Raw genomic sequence first — 16,866 nt, 5'->3', positions numbered from 1 at the left:
TGTCGGAGTCGGAGTTGTCGGAGTCGGAGTTGTCGGAGTCGGAGTTGTCGGGTTGACGGTAATATTCACACGATCGACATCTGTTAGAACACCGCCTAATTCTGCCGATGCGCGATCGTTTGTCGTCAAAGTCAGCGTATCAGTACCACTAAAGTTCTGATTCGGCGTATAAGTTAAACCATCTAAAGCAGCATTAATATCAGTCTGTTTTCCCGTATAAATCAGGATGTTGCTACCATTCCCCGATCCGGTAACACCCGTCAGCGACTTGAGTGTAAGAGTGCCGCTGGTGACGCTGAGATTAACTTCCACCGACTCGCTATCTGCATCCGATACAGAGATACTATTGCTGTTGCTAGCAGAGAAGATGCGAGGAGTATTTTGACTCGTCGTTTCTTTGCCGATATCAGTCGCAATGTCTACACTCCAACTGGCAATATTTCCAGGAGTAGTAGCATTGGAAGCTTTAGCCGTCTCTGGTACAGCGTCAACTGCATACAATTTCCAAGTGCCGTTGGGGTTAGTTTTGTTAAAAACAGAAAGAGTTGAACCGTAAGGCCCCTCTGGTGCCCCTGTCGGTGTTGGCGTACCGCTGCTATATGAAAAGGGATAAACATCAATCCGACTGATCTGTGAATAGTTTGTCGGTTTGTAAGTTCCTGAAGCGATCGTTGGTACTGGGGAACTAGAAAGAGTGGACAGAAAAGAGGCTGCATTATCATCCAACTTCAGCGTGACGCTGTTAAGTGGTGCAGATGGAATCTGAGACATTAACACCACATTTTGTCCCTCTGGGCCGACTAGCAAGAGGTTAATGACCTGGGATACACCGGAACCGCTACCAAAACCCTCAGAAGTTTTAACATTGTTGAGAGTGATGGTAACGCTGTCTACTTTTCCTGTTACACCTGAAACGTCAATAGCAGACGGATAGGGTGTCGCTAAAACGTTATATACAACGTCTCCGCTGTTGATGGTAATGTTATTAGGGTTAGTTGTAGTGGTGGTGGTTCTTCCCGGTATTGAATTAATAGGAGATTGATTGCGACGGGAAAATTCCGAGGTATCCCCTGTAGTTTTGTTAGTAGCAGTAGCAGCGAGAACCGGTTTGCCTGCTACTGGAGTGTAGGCGAAGTTGATATTAGCATTGCCAGCGCTATCTGTAGTAACGTCTTGGAAGCCAAGGAAAGTTTGACCTTGACCTGCACCTGCGGGGTCATAACTGGTATTTGCAAAGAATTCGACGCGGAAGTTGGCGCTAGGACTGCTGTTGAGAATGCCCTTGACTGTGTTGCCGCTAACTGAGGTCAGAACTGGGTAATTTTGCAGATTGTTGCTGCCTGTATCAGCGTCGCCTAAATCGTTGGGAGTGATGCCAGTATTACCGATTAAGTCAATACCTAAGCGTTTGTTGTTAAAAATGCTATTCCCTTGTATGGTGTTACTGTTGGCATTTTTACTAGCAACCTCAATCCCGCTGCCATTATTGTTAGCAATGATATTACCTTCTCCCGATGCAGTGCCACCAATGATAGTATTATTCGAGTTTTTGTCTAAGATAAAAATGCCATCACCCTTGTTACCTAAAGCTATTGCACCCGTGGAATCAGTCCCGATGTAATTGCCAGTAATTTTGGTGTTTGTGATACCCCCTGACCCTGTTCCAGCAATAAATATACCTCCAATACCTTCGTTGGCAGAGATGACGTTGCGCGAGATAATATTGGCTGTCATGGGGGTGACATTAGGAGAATTGTTTAGAGTGTAATTTTGGATTCTGATCCCACTGCTAGTGTTCCCGACAGCAGTCGTACCGCTAATATCAGTACCAATGTAGTTATCTTGGATGGTATTGTTATTAGTTGTCACCAGAATGCCGTTGCTCGGCAAATTTACGCCCTTTCCAAATCCGTTAATAACCAATCCTTGAATGGTACTGCCACTGGAATCTTCTGCGCCGCCAAAAGGGCTTTTGCTTAACTCTAAACCAGTGACATAAGGAGAGTTTACAGATGAGGAGGCTGGTTGTTGTACAAAACTGCCCTTGAGTTCAATTATCGGTTTTCCAGCATACCCGGGTTGAGATTTGCCGTCGATAATAACTGGACTGGTGATGACAGGTAAGGCTTGATTGCCAAGGGTAATGGTATAAGGGCCTGTGCCGGGAATGTTAAAATTAATTGTGTCTAATCCGGGATTGGAATTGGCTGTTTCGATCGCATTTCGCAGAGAACCCGTAGCGCCATCTAAAGTATCGGTAACAGCATAGGTATTCAGAACAAACGCATAATTTTGCATCACGTCTGACTCGAATGCTAGGGGCGATTTGATATTGCCGATTTGTGTTTCGAGTTCCCAATTTCCTCCTAATTTTGCACTCCCCGTCAGATGCTTGGATGCGGCGATATTTGTACCTGTGAGAGTGGCAATGCGGTGGAGGAAGTGGGTACCATCTACGGCTTGTTCATCGAACACACCGAGGGTTTCAATTCTCGTTTCACCAAAGTATTCTAAGGCTGGTTCGCCATCGATTCCGCCGGGGGTTGAAACCCCCGTCTCATAGCGAAAGTCCTCTAAAGAGGACTGTTTAATGAAATTGTTTTCAGTCGGTTTCAACCGACTTTCGCTATGAGACAGGGAATAAATTCCCTGGCGGACTTTCTGGCAAGCGCGGGATGCTGCTACATTGCAACCGTAAATCAGGATGTCTGCATCAACAGCTAAGGCGCGCGGCCATTGCTGCAATTGCTTGCCATAAGCTTCTAGGTTATCGATAGATAGTCGGGTTTTACCGAGTTGCAACCTTCCTGGTTCGCCGTGGGAAACTAGATGAATGCTGTCAATATTAGTGCGATTCGCTAAGACTGCGGTAATTTGTTCGACTCCATCTCTGTGGGAGTCGATAATTATTGCTTCTACTCCCAATTTCACTCCATCTAGGAGATTTTGATAGTCTGCTACTGCCGCATCGATAAATACTATTGTACTGGGGTTATTGGGCCGATCGCCCTTTTCGCCAAAACTCCCATTGCCCGCGTTGATGTGATTCGCAAGTTCGATCGATCGTTCTGATAAAACTGGTATCATGGCTGTGCACCCTATGTCCTAAAGTGAATAATTTTTCATAAATCCAGGACTAGCACACCCGAACTCAAAAAAACCAGTTTCTTTGACGGTACAAATACCTAAAATTGTGGATTTTACGAGAGCAACTCGGTTTGTTTGCAAGTCTTAAATTTATTGATTCAGACTATATTGTTTGTGGCTTGGTTGCTTAGCCGGCCAAACAGATAGGCTGACAAATTTTTTATTAGATCAACTATACCCAGCATACTTACGTATGCAAAAAATCTTAATAAAAATACATATTTTCGACTCCTGCATAATCGGGGCAAGTCCGCTGGGATTATATATTTTCCCACTCATTTGCTGTGCCGATCGCGCTGGCGATCGCACTTAGCCAAAGCAGCACCCGCAACATCCGCCAAAATACTAACTATCCGATACAACGCCACCGCACTCAAAATTATAGCCACAGAAAAGCGATCGGACAACAGCCCGATCGCCGTTGCTTCAAATACTCCCATGCCTCCGGGCGCACCCGGTACGACTAAACCCACAACAAACGCAAAACAGAAAGCACCGAACAAGTTCGGAATATCGAGAAAATTCACCGGATTTAAAGCCATTACAGTTAGCAAAAATCCGCTACCCCGCAATCCGATAAAACATATTTGTCCGATTAACGGCACTAAAGGATAGCGTCTAATTGGCAAATTATTTTGGCGTTGGGACTTGACGCTAGATGTTTTTTTAGCTAGACTGGAGCTAGACCCTAAACGCAAAATTAGTCGATCGCCCGCAGCCTCTCCAACATCGGAATTTTCCCCGTTCTTCTTAGATAACTTCAACCGCTCTACAAACAGGACGATCGGATTTAAAATTCGGGGATGAATCGCCGTCAAAATAGCAGCACAGCCGACTATTCGCAAAAAACCATCGATCCGCTCAAAACAAATTAACCCAATCAGCCCGCCCGCAGAAGCCATTAACAGCGGTTCCAACAACACGCTGAGAGTAGCAGCTTTCGGCGCAATGCCTGCATTTTTTGCTTCCAAAATTCGACCCCAAAAATGCCAAATATTCCCCGGCAAATACTTGGCAATATTAGTTTTGAGAAAAACCTGAATCGCCCAGGCGGCATTTACAGGTTGACGGAATTCCCGCAAAATTAACATCCACACCCAGCCGACAAAAATTAGAGACAGTAAAGTGATGCCAAGCGCAATCGCCAATAACGGAAAACTTTCGGATCGAATTTGAATATTCGCGACTTCTCGCCAGTGAGTTAAAAAAGCTTTGGCAATAAATAAAAACGTTCCGCCCAGAATCACATAGCGCAAATAAGGCTTTAAACGCGCTTTGGCGAGGTTGAAAAAATTCTGAATTCGATGCAAGTGTTCTTTTCCCATTTTCCGCTCCTGATTAGTGAATTTGGGATGGTAGATTACTTAAAGACAATTTCATGTTTTAAATCTAAAATTTAGATTGATTTTATCTAAGGAGTAAATTTCTATGCCCGGCCCGAGCCCTGACGGTCTTTCCTATCTTTTAGATGATAGCCCCAATAGTTTCGCATTAACTCCGGGCTTTTTGACTCCTTATCCTAACGGACTTTTTGCCCTCGGAGGTAACGATTTTATTGTCGGTTCCTCGGATGCTGATCGCCTCAACGGTGATAATGGTAATGACAGACTCCTCGGCGGTGGCAATTTCGATACACTCTTCGGTGGTGTCGGGAATGACTTGCTTAACGGCGGTACCGGCAACGACTTGCTGTTTGGCGGCAAGGGCAGCGATACCTTGCAGGGAGGTAGGGGAGATGATGCCCTCTACGCCGGCAACGGTAGCGACGTTTTAGTGGGCGATGGGGGCAAAGATACGCTGACAGGGGGTTTGGGCGCAGATACCTTTGTCCTCAGCAGCAACTCCCCAGTCTCCGATCCGGCTGTTGCAGACCTGATTACTGACTTTAACAGTTTTGAGGATGCGATCGGACTAACCGACAATCTTACCGAAGCAGACCTCACTTTGGAAGCAGTTGCGGACACTCCCAATACAGTAATTAAAATTCGTCAATCCGGTGCTATTTTAGGCGAAGTCGCCAACACATCTCCACAAAACCTCAGCGGTAAATTCATCTCTGCAAATACCGTATTAAGCAACCAACTCAGCCAAGCCCGCGATTTAGGCGTTTTGAGCAGCACTCAAACCATCGCCGACTCGGTTAGCAATGCTCGCCCAGACAACCTTTACCGCTTTACTTTGCCTGCAAATAACGACTTTCAATTAACTGTCAGCGGTTTTAGTGCCGATGTTGACGTGGCCGTGATTAAAGATATTAATGGCGACAATTCTATTGACTTTACCGATATTATTGCTTCTGCTAAAGAATCGGGTTTATCGCCAGAATCTATCGATCTCAAAAATTTGGCACCCGGAACATACTTTGTCCGAGTTTATCAAAACCAAGGTAATACAAATTTTACCCTAAATTTATCTGCAACTCCTGCCAATATTGTTCCTGAAAATCCCAGCAACTCACCGGATTTTGACTCTCGTTCTGGGTTCGGTTTGGTGAATGCGGCGGCGGCAGTTGCTAAAGCTCAAGGTGTTGCAACTTTTCCTGATGTTCCCGACTTGGGCGGCGACGAGTGGGGCAGAGACTTAATTAAGGCTCCAGAAGTTTGGGCGAATGGCTTGACTGGAGACGGCATTGTTGTAGCAATTATCGACAGCGGAGTTGACTACAATCACCCGGATTTAACAGGGAATATTTGGAGCAATGGTGGGGAAAATGGCGTTGATGCCGCAGGTAGAAATAAAGCTAGCAACGGCGTAGATGATGATGGCAATGGCTTTGTTGATGATTTCCGGGGATGGGATTTTGCCAACAACGATAATGACCCGATGGATGATAACAGCCACGGTACTCATATCTCTGGTTTACTTGCTGCAAAAAGAGATGGAGTGGGAATAACTGGAACGGCTCCGACTGCGAAAATTATGCCTTTGAAAATACTCAATAGCACAGGAGTAGGCAAAATTATAGATGAAATTAACGCGATTAATTACGCGGTGGCAAATGGTGCGAAAATCATTAATATTAGTTTTGGCGGTCAACAGATCAACGATCGCGAATTGAGTGTAATTCGAGCGGCGGAAGCTAAAGGTGTGGTAGTGATTTCGGCGGCAGGAAATGATGCTCGCCCGGAGGTAGATTATCCGGCTAAGTTTGCGAATGAGGTAGGAATTGCTGTCGGTGCTGTTAACCGCAACGGCTTGTTTACAGATTATTCTAACCGGGCGGGATCTGACACAATTAGTTATTTTGTGGCTCCGGGCGGCGATGGCGGCAGGGCCGATGCTGGGGACGTTTATTCAACTGTGCCACTCTCTCAACCTGGGGTTCCCTATCGATATTTTGCTGGTACTTCGATGGGAGTGCCGCACGTATCTGGGGTGATAGCTTTGATGTTGCAAGCCAATCCGAGTCTGACTCCTGCTCAAATTAAGCAGATTCTGGCGGAAACTGCCAATCGATCAGTTTAAATTCCATTTGTGCTACCCGCGATGTGCAACATCATCACAAGGTGCGCAATGCGCACCTTGAGTCCGCGAAGGCGGACTTCGTTTGTGTCGTTGCGGTTTCAACCGCCGACTCTTATCTGGGATCTTAATAATTGGCGGCATAAGTCAAGTCAAATTGGCGGCACAGAGTGATGCAGCAGTAATTTGGTCGATCGAATACTAACTCGTAATTCATCTCGCCATCTATTTTGGTAATCGGCTGCTTTAAAGGGATGCCGTGAATGTCGTATTGGCGGCGTTCTAAGGCACTCCAATCGATAATTTTGATATCGATTTGGTTCTGCAACTCACTTGCGATCAGATATAAGTGCATCTTGTCTTGAACTTTTCCAGTCAGGGGAATTTTCATTAACACTGACTGAGTGACAAGGGGTTTTTGGTCGTTGGGATGCTTCTGAGTGTGGCAGCTTTTGAGTTCAATATCGTAAGGTTCTACCTTAAATTTCTCTCCATTGGCGATCGCAGACGAGTGTAAGTCTTTCAGGGATTTTTCTAGGTGAGGAATCAGCCCTAAGTCTGGATCGCACAGCAGTCTGCGAATATTCGATGTTTCAGTGACTGTCATTTGAGATTTTTGATGTTATTTTTGTTATTCTTAATTTCTAGTCTACCGCGAAACGCAGCCATATTGAACTCTACTCTAGACATACTTCCCAAAATTCAGTTTCTTGGCAGTCTGTCGCGGTGAACCAGACATTTTTGGAAATCAACCAGTTTTTCGCCTTAATCCTTGCAGATTATTTTTTAGTAATTTTCCATAGATTGAGCTCGACATTACCAACCGCCGGATCTATTTGATAGTTTTGCTGTTCAATTGCCGATCGCAAAGTTGAGGACGGTCTGTATAAAAACAAGTCGCCGAAACCGCCGGGAATTTTCGGTGGTTCAGGTTTTTTCCGTGCCAATTCTCGATTTTTGTAGCAAGAAGTATAACAGCGCGGTTCTATTAGCAATTTGACTTGTGGTTGCAAGCGATAACTCAAAGGCATGATGTATGCGATATTCGCATCGCTGATCATCAGGGGATTTCTAGCTTGATTCACAGTGCTAGCTACTTCCAATTCCGCGCGCAACCAACCGCTGCCTTTATTCCACCAACTATCGGCTTGAGAACTAATTCCCGCCGATATAATTCCGACCGAAAACAGTGCAATTGTCACTACTCTCCACAGTTTTTGCTGCTGGAAACTAGCCAAATTGTTGCTAATTTTGGCAGACAGCAGGTAAGCAACTGCTAGCTGAATTCCCACATAACATGGAACTAAATATCGCGGATTTGTCGATCGCCTTCCACCTTTTAGTATATCAGGCACTGCTAAAAACAAAGCGGTTGTGGCAATTAATAACAAGATCAGTAACCAAACCCGTTTTGGTGTATGTCGGTACAGAAAATAAATCGCATAGCCGACTAAAGCTACAATCATGATGCCAACTGGAATTACCAAGGCTAATTGTGTGACGTTGGCAGTGCCATCAATGCCAATATCAAAAAATCCTATGCTGATTGAACCAACCCACCTGCTAACTAATCTTAATAGATTTTTCTGTTCTGCCCATACTGTTGTACTTCTAACTTGATTGAAGTTTTCTACAGTATTTACGAGAGAAGGCATGAAGCCGATTAAGGCCACCATTGCTGCTGCATAATAGGCAATAAATGTTTTAACATCGCGCCAGTTGGCAATGACTGCGACGTAGATTGCATGGGCGGCGGCGACGCAGACAAATAACAAGTGGGTGTACAGTCCCATTGCTGCTGTGACTGCGTAAAGTGCCCAGCGAGAAACCAGCAAAATTGAATTTTGAGTTAAGTCAGGGCGCATTGCTCGCAGCAACGCTGCACTGGATAAAATGGTAGTTAATGTCCACAAACTGTACTGTCTGGCTTCTTGGGCAAATAGGATGTGGTAGGGAGAAATTGCGAAAATTGCGATCGCCATCCACCCTACTGCTGATGATTCAAACAACTCCCAAGCCAGCCAATAAATAGCGGGAAATACTAGCAAGCTAATCACGGCGGCTAAACTTCTCATTGCTGCAACCGAAGTGCCGAACCATTGCGCCCAAAATCGCGCTAGTATGTAATACAGTGGCGGGTGTTGGGGGTCTTCGGTTACTAAAGAATGTAGTGTGTCAGTTAAAGTTTTTCCGGCATTGATCTGCTGGTATTTTTGTAAATCGGAGGGCAAGGTTATTTTCTGGTACGAAATTTGTTTAAGCATTGCGGCTTCGGTGTAGCCAGAAACCCTCAAAGAAGTATAGGTTTCGTCAATCCAGTAAAATTTGCGATCGAGATTTCCGAAGCGAAATAAAATGCCGATCGCTAATACGGCTATAATTAAAAATCGCAACCACTTGTCAAGTGGAGGGTTGTGAGAATTTAGTCGATCGCGATTTTTAGTAGATTCCATTTTATAACTAGCTAATCTGACAGAAGTTTTTTGTTATTACCCTAGTCGTAAGGTGCGCCGAAGAGCACCCTAGAAAAACTGAAACCATTGAAAAATCTCGCTTTTATCCTCTTGCGAGATCCCCCTAAATCCCCCTTAAGAAGGGGGACTTTGAGAAGAATCTTGTCCCCCCCTTCTTAAGGGGGGCTAGGGGGGATCTGGCCTCGGCGGTAAACAGCAGTCTATGAGTACGTTTGACGTTAAGTTAACACCAATGATTAATCGTCTACTCCTTCAATCGGCGCAAAACCCTGCCGCTGAATATTTTCCGTTATTGTGCGAGGTTCGAGGAATTGCAGCAAGTAATCCGGGCCGCCGGCTTTGGAACCAACTCCCGAAAGTTTGAATCCTCCGAAGGGTTGCCGCGATACCACTGCGCCGGTGATTCCGCGATTTATGTACAGGTTTCCGACTTCAAAATCGGCTTGGGCGCGATCGATATGCGAAGGCGTGCGAGAATACAATCCACCGGTTAAAGCGAAATTTGTACCGTTAGCAATGGTAATCGCTTCGCTGAAATTATGAGCCCGAATCACCGACAACACCGGGCCAAAAATTTCTTCTTGGGCGAGAGTTGCAGTCGGCGATACTTCCGTAACAATCACTGGGCCGACAAAATAACCGGTTTCTGGTGCCGCCATTTCTAAGGCTATCTTAGCTTCGGCGCGACCTTTTTCGATGTATTCGCGGATGCGCGACTGGGCGGTGGCATCGATGACTGGCCCGACTTGAGTGCCGGGATTTTCGGCTACACCGACATTGAGCGATCGCGTGGCTTCTACCAATCTTTCCACAAAAGCATCGTACACCGACTCGATCGCAATTACCCGCGAACAAGCAGAACATTTTTGGCCGCTGTATCCAAATGCCGAATAAACCACCCCCGCAACGGCTTGGTCTAAATCGGCACTTTCATCGACAATAATGGCATTCTTGCCGCCCATTTCCGCAATTACTCGCTTCAGGTGTTTTTGGCCCGGTTGCAAAATCGCAGCATCCGCATAAATCTGACAGCCAACTTCCTGAGAACCGGTGAAAGTAATCATGTGAACGTCTGGGTGTTTCACCATGTACGCCCCAACGGTTGAACCTTTGCAAGGCACGTATTGAAATACGCCTTTGGGAATTCCAGCTTCTAGCAAAATTTCCGCTATTTTAGCCGCAATTACTGAGGAAAATTCTGCGGGTTTGAGCAAAGTACAGTTACCTGCAACTAGCGATGCAACTGTCATCCCGACGGGAATTGCGAGGGGGAAATTCCAAGGGGAAATAATCAGAGAAATGCCGCGTGGCTGATAAGTATAGCGGTTGTTTTCTCCAGCTATATCGTAATTTTGCCCTTGTTCCAACCGTTCCATTTCGTCGGCGTAGTAGCGACAGAAATCAATGGCTTCCGAGACTTCGGCATCGCATTCTCTGACAGGTTTCCCGACTTCAAATACCATCCAAGCTGATAGTTCATGCCGCCGTTGTTCCATCAATTTTGCTGCTTTTCGCAGGACTCCGGCGCGCTGGCGAACGGGGGTTTTCCGCCAACTCGTAGAGGCTGCTTTGGCTGCTTCTAGGGCTTGTTTGGCTTGTGCTTCTGATAGCAATCCGATTTTGCCGACTATTTCTGCGGGATTGGAAGGGTTGAGGGAATTAACTGTTGTTTCGGTGTTTTGGTACTCGCCATCGATTAGGGGTAAGTAGGTTTTGCCTAGGTTGGCGCGCACTGATTTGATGGCTGTTTCTGCTTGTTGCCGCAATTTTATATTGGCGTAGTCGGTATCGGCGACGTTGGGGAATACTTTGCTGTAAGCTATCTGGTCGTTGCCATTGGCTACTGGGGCGGCTAATAATTGGTCGATCGGCATTTCTTCGGAACTTTGCCGAATAAACGAACTGTTGGCGGTATTTTCCAGCAACCGGCGGATCAAATAAGCCATGCCTGGGAGCAAATCGCCGTAGGGGCAGTAGACTCGGACGCGATAACCTCGATCGACCAAAAGCTTGGCCAATTTGTCCCCCATGCCATACAGCACTTGCATTTCAAAGCGGCGGCGCGGTATGTTGAGAGTTTCGGCAATCGCGATCGCCCTGGCTTGCGATCGCACGTTGTGACTGGCAATTGCAGCATACAAATATTCGTGATTTTCCAGCAGCAACTGAGTCATCTGCTCGAAATTTGCATCCGTAGCAACTTTATCATTATAGACAGGCTGCGGCCAATCTTTCTGCATCGCCTTGATAGTTTCCTGATCCCAGTAAGCACCTTTTACCACACGCACCGTTACCGGATTTCCGCGTTTTTTTGCCCAAGCAATAATGCCTTGCAAATCTTGTTTGCTATCGCGCAAATATGCCTGCATTGTAATTCCAACATCTGTGCGACTGCGGAACTCTTCCTCTAACAATAAGTCTTTCAGAATACTGAGAGTTAAACTCTTGTATGCGTACTGTTCCATGTCGAAATGAACAGCCGCTCCCAATTCCTTCGCGCGCCGCAATAACAAGCGAATTCTCTCGCTGACTTTCTCCTCGCTGCCTTTAGCATCCAGCGGATCAAACTGAGAATAAAAAGCAGTTAATTTGACAGATACTTGCACTCGCGGCAGAGTTTCGCCATCAGCCTTGTCAATTGCATCTACCTGCGACCAATTCTTTGCTGCACTGGTCAATTCCGTCATCAATTCCAAATAGCGATTCAGATAAACTTGCGCCTCAGTTTCGGTAATTACAGCTTCCCCCAAAAGGTCAACTGTAAAACCCATTTTATCTTTGCGAAGTCGCTCTAAGGTTTTAATTACCTGCTTGATATTTTCCCCAGAAATATACTTGTGCGCCAGAGTTTCCACCGCAGGCGCAACCGTCGTCGCAGCCAATTGGCCGGGAACCGAATCAGCGTTAGCAAAGCTGAGCAATTTTTTCAATGCTTCCGGCAATTCTACCTCTTCCACAGTCAGGTATTCTTGCAAGTGGCGGGCAATTTCCGGCTTGCTGCGGAGGGCGGGCAAACAGTCAATAAATCGAAACAATTGCACCCGCAGTCCGGGGCTAGCCATTGCCCAATCCATCAGCTTATCGTCCCAGCGCATTTGGTCTTGCAATTGGCCAAAAAACGATCGCTTTTTGTCTTGAGTTGCCTTCAGAATTTCTTTGGCAATTTCTTGGGTTTTTGCTTCGTAGATGCTTGGAGATACTTGTGCGACCATTGGTAATTAGTAATTAGTAATTGGTAATTGGTAATTGGTAACTGGCAACCAGGGTGGGTTGATGTATTTTGCAACTACCCCTTGATACAATTATACTTGCTATTTGACTTCAATTTTAACACCGTAGTTTGCTTGGCGATCGCCCGAAATTTCAATAGTATAATCGCCGCTGCTGGCTAGTTGACCTTGCCACTGACCTGTGCTATCAACAGTACCTACTTTTTCACCGTTAGGAGCAATAATATCTGCACTAACTTGACCTTCTTGAACCTTTATTGTCATGCTTTGGCCGCTATTGCATTCTACCAAGTAGCGTTTGGATTTGTTTGCTCGCAAACTATTGCTGAGAGTAGTTCCGGTAGCACCGGCTTGAAAGCTAACTCGCTCAGTTACAGGGGTTTCCAGGGCAGCGGGAGAAGGCAGCGGCGACGGGGAAGCAAGTTGCGGAACGCCTGACAGGGAGGGTATTTGAGGCTGGCCAGGTGACGGAGCAATTGTGGGGGGCAGTGCCTGCTGGGGTGCTGGACCCACTCCGGGCTGGCGGTAGGCGCGCGCTGTTGGGACAGGGGGAGGGCTTTCGGGGAGGGGTACGTCTGAGTGCAGTTTGATTTGAATGTTTGCTCTTTCTTGATACATTTTCCACCCTAGAAAAGCACCTAGACTGAGGACGGAACCGACTAACATTCCGCTGAAAAAAACTGTCAATATTTGCCAAACTCGATGTTGTTTCGGATCGGGATTCTCCGTTTGATTTAGTTGAGTCTGGTGATTTTCATTTTGAATTATTTCCGGTGCAATATCGGCCGCAATTGGAATTGTTTCGGCTTCGTCCATTGCCGTTGAAATATCTTCTCGCGCGGCAATTTCAGCAGGAGTTTCTGTTGGTAAGGAAGTTGCTGCTAAAACACTTTCACTGGGGAGATTTTCTGTAGGAGTTTCTGGGGGTTCGGAAGTTGCTGTCAAAGCATCTTCAATTGGAGGGATTTCAGCGGGAGTTTCTGCTGCTTCGGAAGTTGGATGGGGACTGGCAATTGCAGTGTTCGCCAACTCATCGCTGTCAGTGGCAATTGTTTCCGGTTGCTGGGTCAAAATTTGATTGTTTTCGAGTTCGTTACTCATAGGACTAAATTTCTTGTACAAATACCGCTTTTAGACATTTTACGTTATCAGGACTTGTGCATTAAGGCCAAAGAAACCGGGTTTTTTACCTAATCTCTGCATTACAAGGATTTTCGGGGAAAACCCGGTTTCTGACCACCCGTGCGTAAGTCCTAGTTATATCAAATCCGATGATGCCTCAATGATACTGAGGGTGCAAGGGGGATGATCGCACTGAGGACTAAATTCCTCACTACAAACGTGGTAAATATTGAGCGCAATTTGCGATCGCAATTTTCTACCGATCTCAATTATTAGGCAAAGACTGCCAAAAAGGTCGTGGTTCAGGCTTCCTGACAGTATTCGTCGCCGACTGCACGTTTCCTTTCAATTCTTGATAATAGCGATCGTTCAAAAAACTCACACTAACACCAGCAGGAAGCAGCAGTTGGCGCAATCTTTCTTGAGTGTAATCTAGACCGTCAATCATCGGGCCGCGGGGATTAGAAACTAACAACTTGCCGTTGACTGGTACCGAATTGACCATATTCGGCCACCAAGCATAACCGCTGTAGCCAAACATCGCTGGAACTTGAACGATTTGGTCGTCTGTCAGTGAAAACTCTCTTTTCAATTTGTCTAAAATCGGGTTAATTTTCTGTTTTTGCAAATTGAGATTGTGTTGAATTAAAGCTTGATTTTTCAAGGCCGCGCTGACTGTAGTTTCATTGCTCAAACCGCGATTGATAGTAACCTCGCCGTAACCTTTACCCGCCAATTCTTCTAACAGCTTTACTCCGGCTTCTGGACTGGCGATCGCCATTAGATATTTTCCGGGAGTTTGACTGGGAATAAAATTGATAATTTCATCGACTTGGCGAGTCAAAAGCCAAGAAGTATCAATATCCACCGCAGGTCCTTGAATTCTTTGAGCTTGAATAAAATCAAGTACCTCTGGATTAAAACCAACATTCCCCGAATTCCCGTAATAAACTCGACCCATTGGGTGTCCGGGAATCGGTGGCGTCACCTGCAAATTTCCGTATCCATCAGACCACTGATTTACAGGGTCTTTAGAGCGAGAATTGCCAATTTTAAATACTCTCAAATCCCGCTCTTTAGTTGATTTAGCAGGCAGGTTTTCCTCTTGGTCACGATTGCTTTTTATGGCGACATCAACTTGACCTACTTCCAATTTTTGGGGAACTTGAACGTAGCCGTTTTTCTGAATGTCTTGCATCCAAGCATTATCACCCTGGATGATTTTTACTTGAGCGCCCGTGGGTTCTACAGCTTGTTTGAGTTGGGAGATAAATTCGCTGTTTGCCGAACCTCTGTCGCTGACTTGAACCTCTGTAACTGGCGCGGTATTAGCAGGCATGATCCAAGGAGTAACGCCCATTTGGATGGTTGTGGCGGCGATTTGTTGACCGTTGTTTTCGGCTGTTGCTTTGAGATTCACGGTGCCGTTCCAGTTGCGATCGGCAAATTGTTTTGCTTCCACACCTAATACAATATTCGTGCTAAAAACTAGGGGTTTAGCACCGGATATATCTACAGGTTTCCAGCCGTCACCCGTTTTCTGAAAAACGCTGATGTGAGGGCTAGCAATGCTATCAGCAGTGATGAATAATTGAGAGTTTTTGAAGTTTTCAGACAGGATTAAGTTAACTTGAGAAAGCATGGCTGCGCGACGGGGGACGCTAACCTTGGTTTGTTGCCAAGTCGGTATTTTGCTGCGGCGATCATCGTTATGGCGATCGCTAAATAGAATTAGCGCGCCGCTGGACAATGACCATTGATCCTTTCCGGCTTCGTCTAGCTGATTAATGTTGCCGTCTCTATTAGTATCTCCTGCAAAGAAGAAGTTCGACGGCGAGGCGGCGGGCGTTACTGGGGCGGGAGTTGCTGTTGCGGTTGATTCTGGAGTTGGTTGAGGACTTGCTGGTTGATTGAGTTCTAATTCTTGTCTTTGTTGTTCTTTTAGGGCTAATTCTTGCTTTTCTAATTCTTGTCTGGTTAGTTCTTTTAGGGCTAATTCTTGCCTTTCTTTTGCTTGGCGGGCGAGTTCTTGTTTTTCTTGTTCTTGGCGGACTAATTCTTGCTTGGCAAATTCTTGTCTTTCTAGTTCTCTGCGGGCGAGTTCTTGTTTTTCTTGTTCTTGGCGGACTAATTCTTGCTTGGCAAATTCTTGTCTTTCTAGTTCTCTGCGGGCGAGTTCTTTTTTCTCTTGTTCTTGTCTCTCTATTTCTCGGCGAGCAAATTCTTTTTGTTCTTGCTCTTTTCTGGCGATTTCTCTTACCTGTTCTTCCTCGGCTCTAATTTTCTGTGCAGACCGTGCTACTTGCCATTCGTAGGTAGCAACAGTGAGGTTTCCTTGATATTCGATGGTTTTGTCGATCGCCCGTTCAGCCAAAAAAGAACCGTGGGGAATGAGTCGGAGGTTATTGATAGCCAATTGCCAAAAGCGTTGCGACTCTTCCCAAGTAGCGGGATCGGCTTTAGAAGTGCGTCCAATGACGACGGCTTGGGAGGCAATTCTAGCAGCTTCATCCCAATTATTTTTGGCTTGTTTTTCTATTTGAATCTGATTTTGAACGTTTTGGAGTTGCTGCGTCAGAGTTTGGGATTGGTTGCGGGGGCTTTCTGGTTGCCAATATTCTGGGGAAAACAGACTGCTGTCGGGAGTTTGGGCAAGTTTATCTAATTGTACCTTGAGGCGATCGCGCAATTTGTAGAGTTCCGGGAGCGATTGCGGAGTGTCGCCGTCTGGCTGTCGCGCCGAGAGTGCGAGTTGGTAGTTTAGGGAAGGTTGAGCGAGTGTTGCGGGGATTGCAACCCAAATTATACCGATGACGACACCGAAAGCATTGACAATGGCGATCGCCACATATCGAACCCAGCGCATATAGTTAATCCTCTGACACCCAGATGATTCTACCTAATCTTGGTGCATTTAGTAAGATTTTAGGATGGGTTTGGGCAAATAGGACTTAGCATGGGGGCCAGAAACCGGGTTTTTCGCGAAAATACTTTGTTGCTACCGACAGGTTAGATAAAAAAACCGGTTTCTTTGTCGGAGTCGGTAAGTCGTGTTATGGGATATTCGTGCCATGTTTTATGCTGCTTCATTTCTAGCTATTGCTGCTTGAATTTCTTCTGGGTAAGCATCAGCATAAGCCCACGCATTTACTAAATCAGCGGCGGTCAAATGGGGAAAGTCTTGCAAAATTCGCCCATCATTTGCACCCAGATAGCGATCGCACACCAGCGACCAAACGGGTATGCGAGTATTGCCAACACAAGCATCACCGCCACACACGCCGGGAGTTTTTTTTATGCCGAGGGAACCGTTGGTTAAAGTTTGAGTTAAGATGCTGATGAGTTTAGCTTTATCGTAAGGATTCAGGTAAAAAATAGTTGATTGAGAGCCGAAAAATATGGTAATGTAGTCAGATGAGCGAAAAGCCAGA

9 protein-coding genes are annotated in these 16,866 nt (G+C 46.0%); 1 reads left to right on the top strand and 8 read right to left on the bottom strand.

The window, feature by feature from the left end; all coding sequences use genetic code 11:
• Both QUB52_RS18925 and QUB52_RS18920 read right to left on the bottom strand, forming a co-directional pair.
• Nucleotides 1-3,087 (bottom strand): DUF4347 domain-containing protein (locus QUB52_RS18925; RefSeq protein ID WP_332976237.1); only part of this gene is annotated, 3,087 nt, incomplete at its 3' end.
• Nucleotides 3,088-3,422: 335 nt separating this feature from the next.
• Nucleotides 3,423-4,472, bottom strand: coding sequence for a lysylphosphatidylglycerol synthase transmembrane domain-containing protein (locus QUB52_RS18920; protein ID WP_332974381.1), 1,050 nt, complete (start codon nt 4,470-4,472; stop codon nt 3,423-3,425).
• A gap of 103 nt (nt 4,473-4,575) precedes the next feature.
• On the opposite strand from QUB52_RS18920, the gene QUB52_RS18915 reads away from it, so the two are divergent.
• Complete coding sequence (locus QUB52_RS18915; protein WP_332974379.1) at nt 4,576-6,612, top strand: S8 family serine peptidase; 2,037 nt, start codon at nt 4,576-4,578, stop codon at nt 6,610-6,612.
• Between the two features lie 124 nt (nt 6,613-6,736).
• Here the strand turns inward: QUB52_RS18915 and QUB52_RS18910 are convergent, their stop codons facing one another.
• The 6 genes from QUB52_RS18910 to QUB52_RS18885 all read right to left on the bottom strand — a co-directional run bounded on the left by QUB52_RS18910 (nt 6,737) and on the right by QUB52_RS18885 (nt 16,802).
• Nucleotides 6,737-7,216, bottom strand: coding sequence for a hypothetical protein (locus QUB52_RS18910; RefSeq protein ID WP_332974377.1), 480 nt, complete (start codon nt 7,214-7,216; stop codon nt 6,737-6,739).
• A 172-nt stretch (nt 7,217-7,388) separates the two neighbouring features.
• Entirely contained in the window at nt 7,389-9,062 is a 1,674-nt protein-coding gene (locus QUB52_RS18905) for a glycosyltransferase family 39 protein (protein ID WP_332974376.1), read from the bottom strand.
• A 257-nt stretch (nt 9,063-9,319) separates the two neighbouring features.
• Nucleotides 9,320-12,295, bottom strand: a complete 2,976-nt coding sequence (gene pruA / locus QUB52_RS18900; RefSeq protein WP_332974374.1) for an L-glutamate gamma-semialdehyde dehydrogenase — start codon at nt 12,293-12,295, stop codon at nt 9,320-9,322.
• 99 nt (nt 12,296-12,394) lie between these two features.
• Complete coding sequence (locus QUB52_RS18895; RefSeq protein ID WP_332974373.1) at nt 12,395-13,414, bottom strand: hypothetical protein; 1,020 nt, start codon at nt 13,412-13,414, stop codon at nt 12,395-12,397.
• Nucleotides 13,415-13,700: 286 nt separating this feature from the next.
• Entirely contained in the window at nt 13,701-16,301 is a 2,601-nt protein-coding gene (locus QUB52_RS18890; protein ID WP_332976235.1) for a protein-arginine deiminase family protein, read from the bottom strand.
• Between the two features lie 210 nt (nt 16,302-16,511).
• A complete protein-coding gene (locus tag QUB52_RS18885; RefSeq protein ID WP_442923209.1) occupies nt 16,512-16,802 on the bottom strand; it encodes a DUF433 domain-containing protein in 291 nt (96 codons plus the stop codon).
• Nucleotides 16,803-16,866: the final 64 nt, after the last annotated feature.

Source organism: Microcoleus sp. A6-C6, assembly GCF_036705955.1.
Classification (GTDB): domain Bacteria; phylum Cyanobacteriota; class Cyanobacteriia; order Cyanobacteriales; family Microcoleaceae; genus Microcoleus.
The sequence above is the reverse complement of the archived record's forward strand: the minus strand, read 5'-3'. Positions and strand labels throughout refer to the sequence as shown.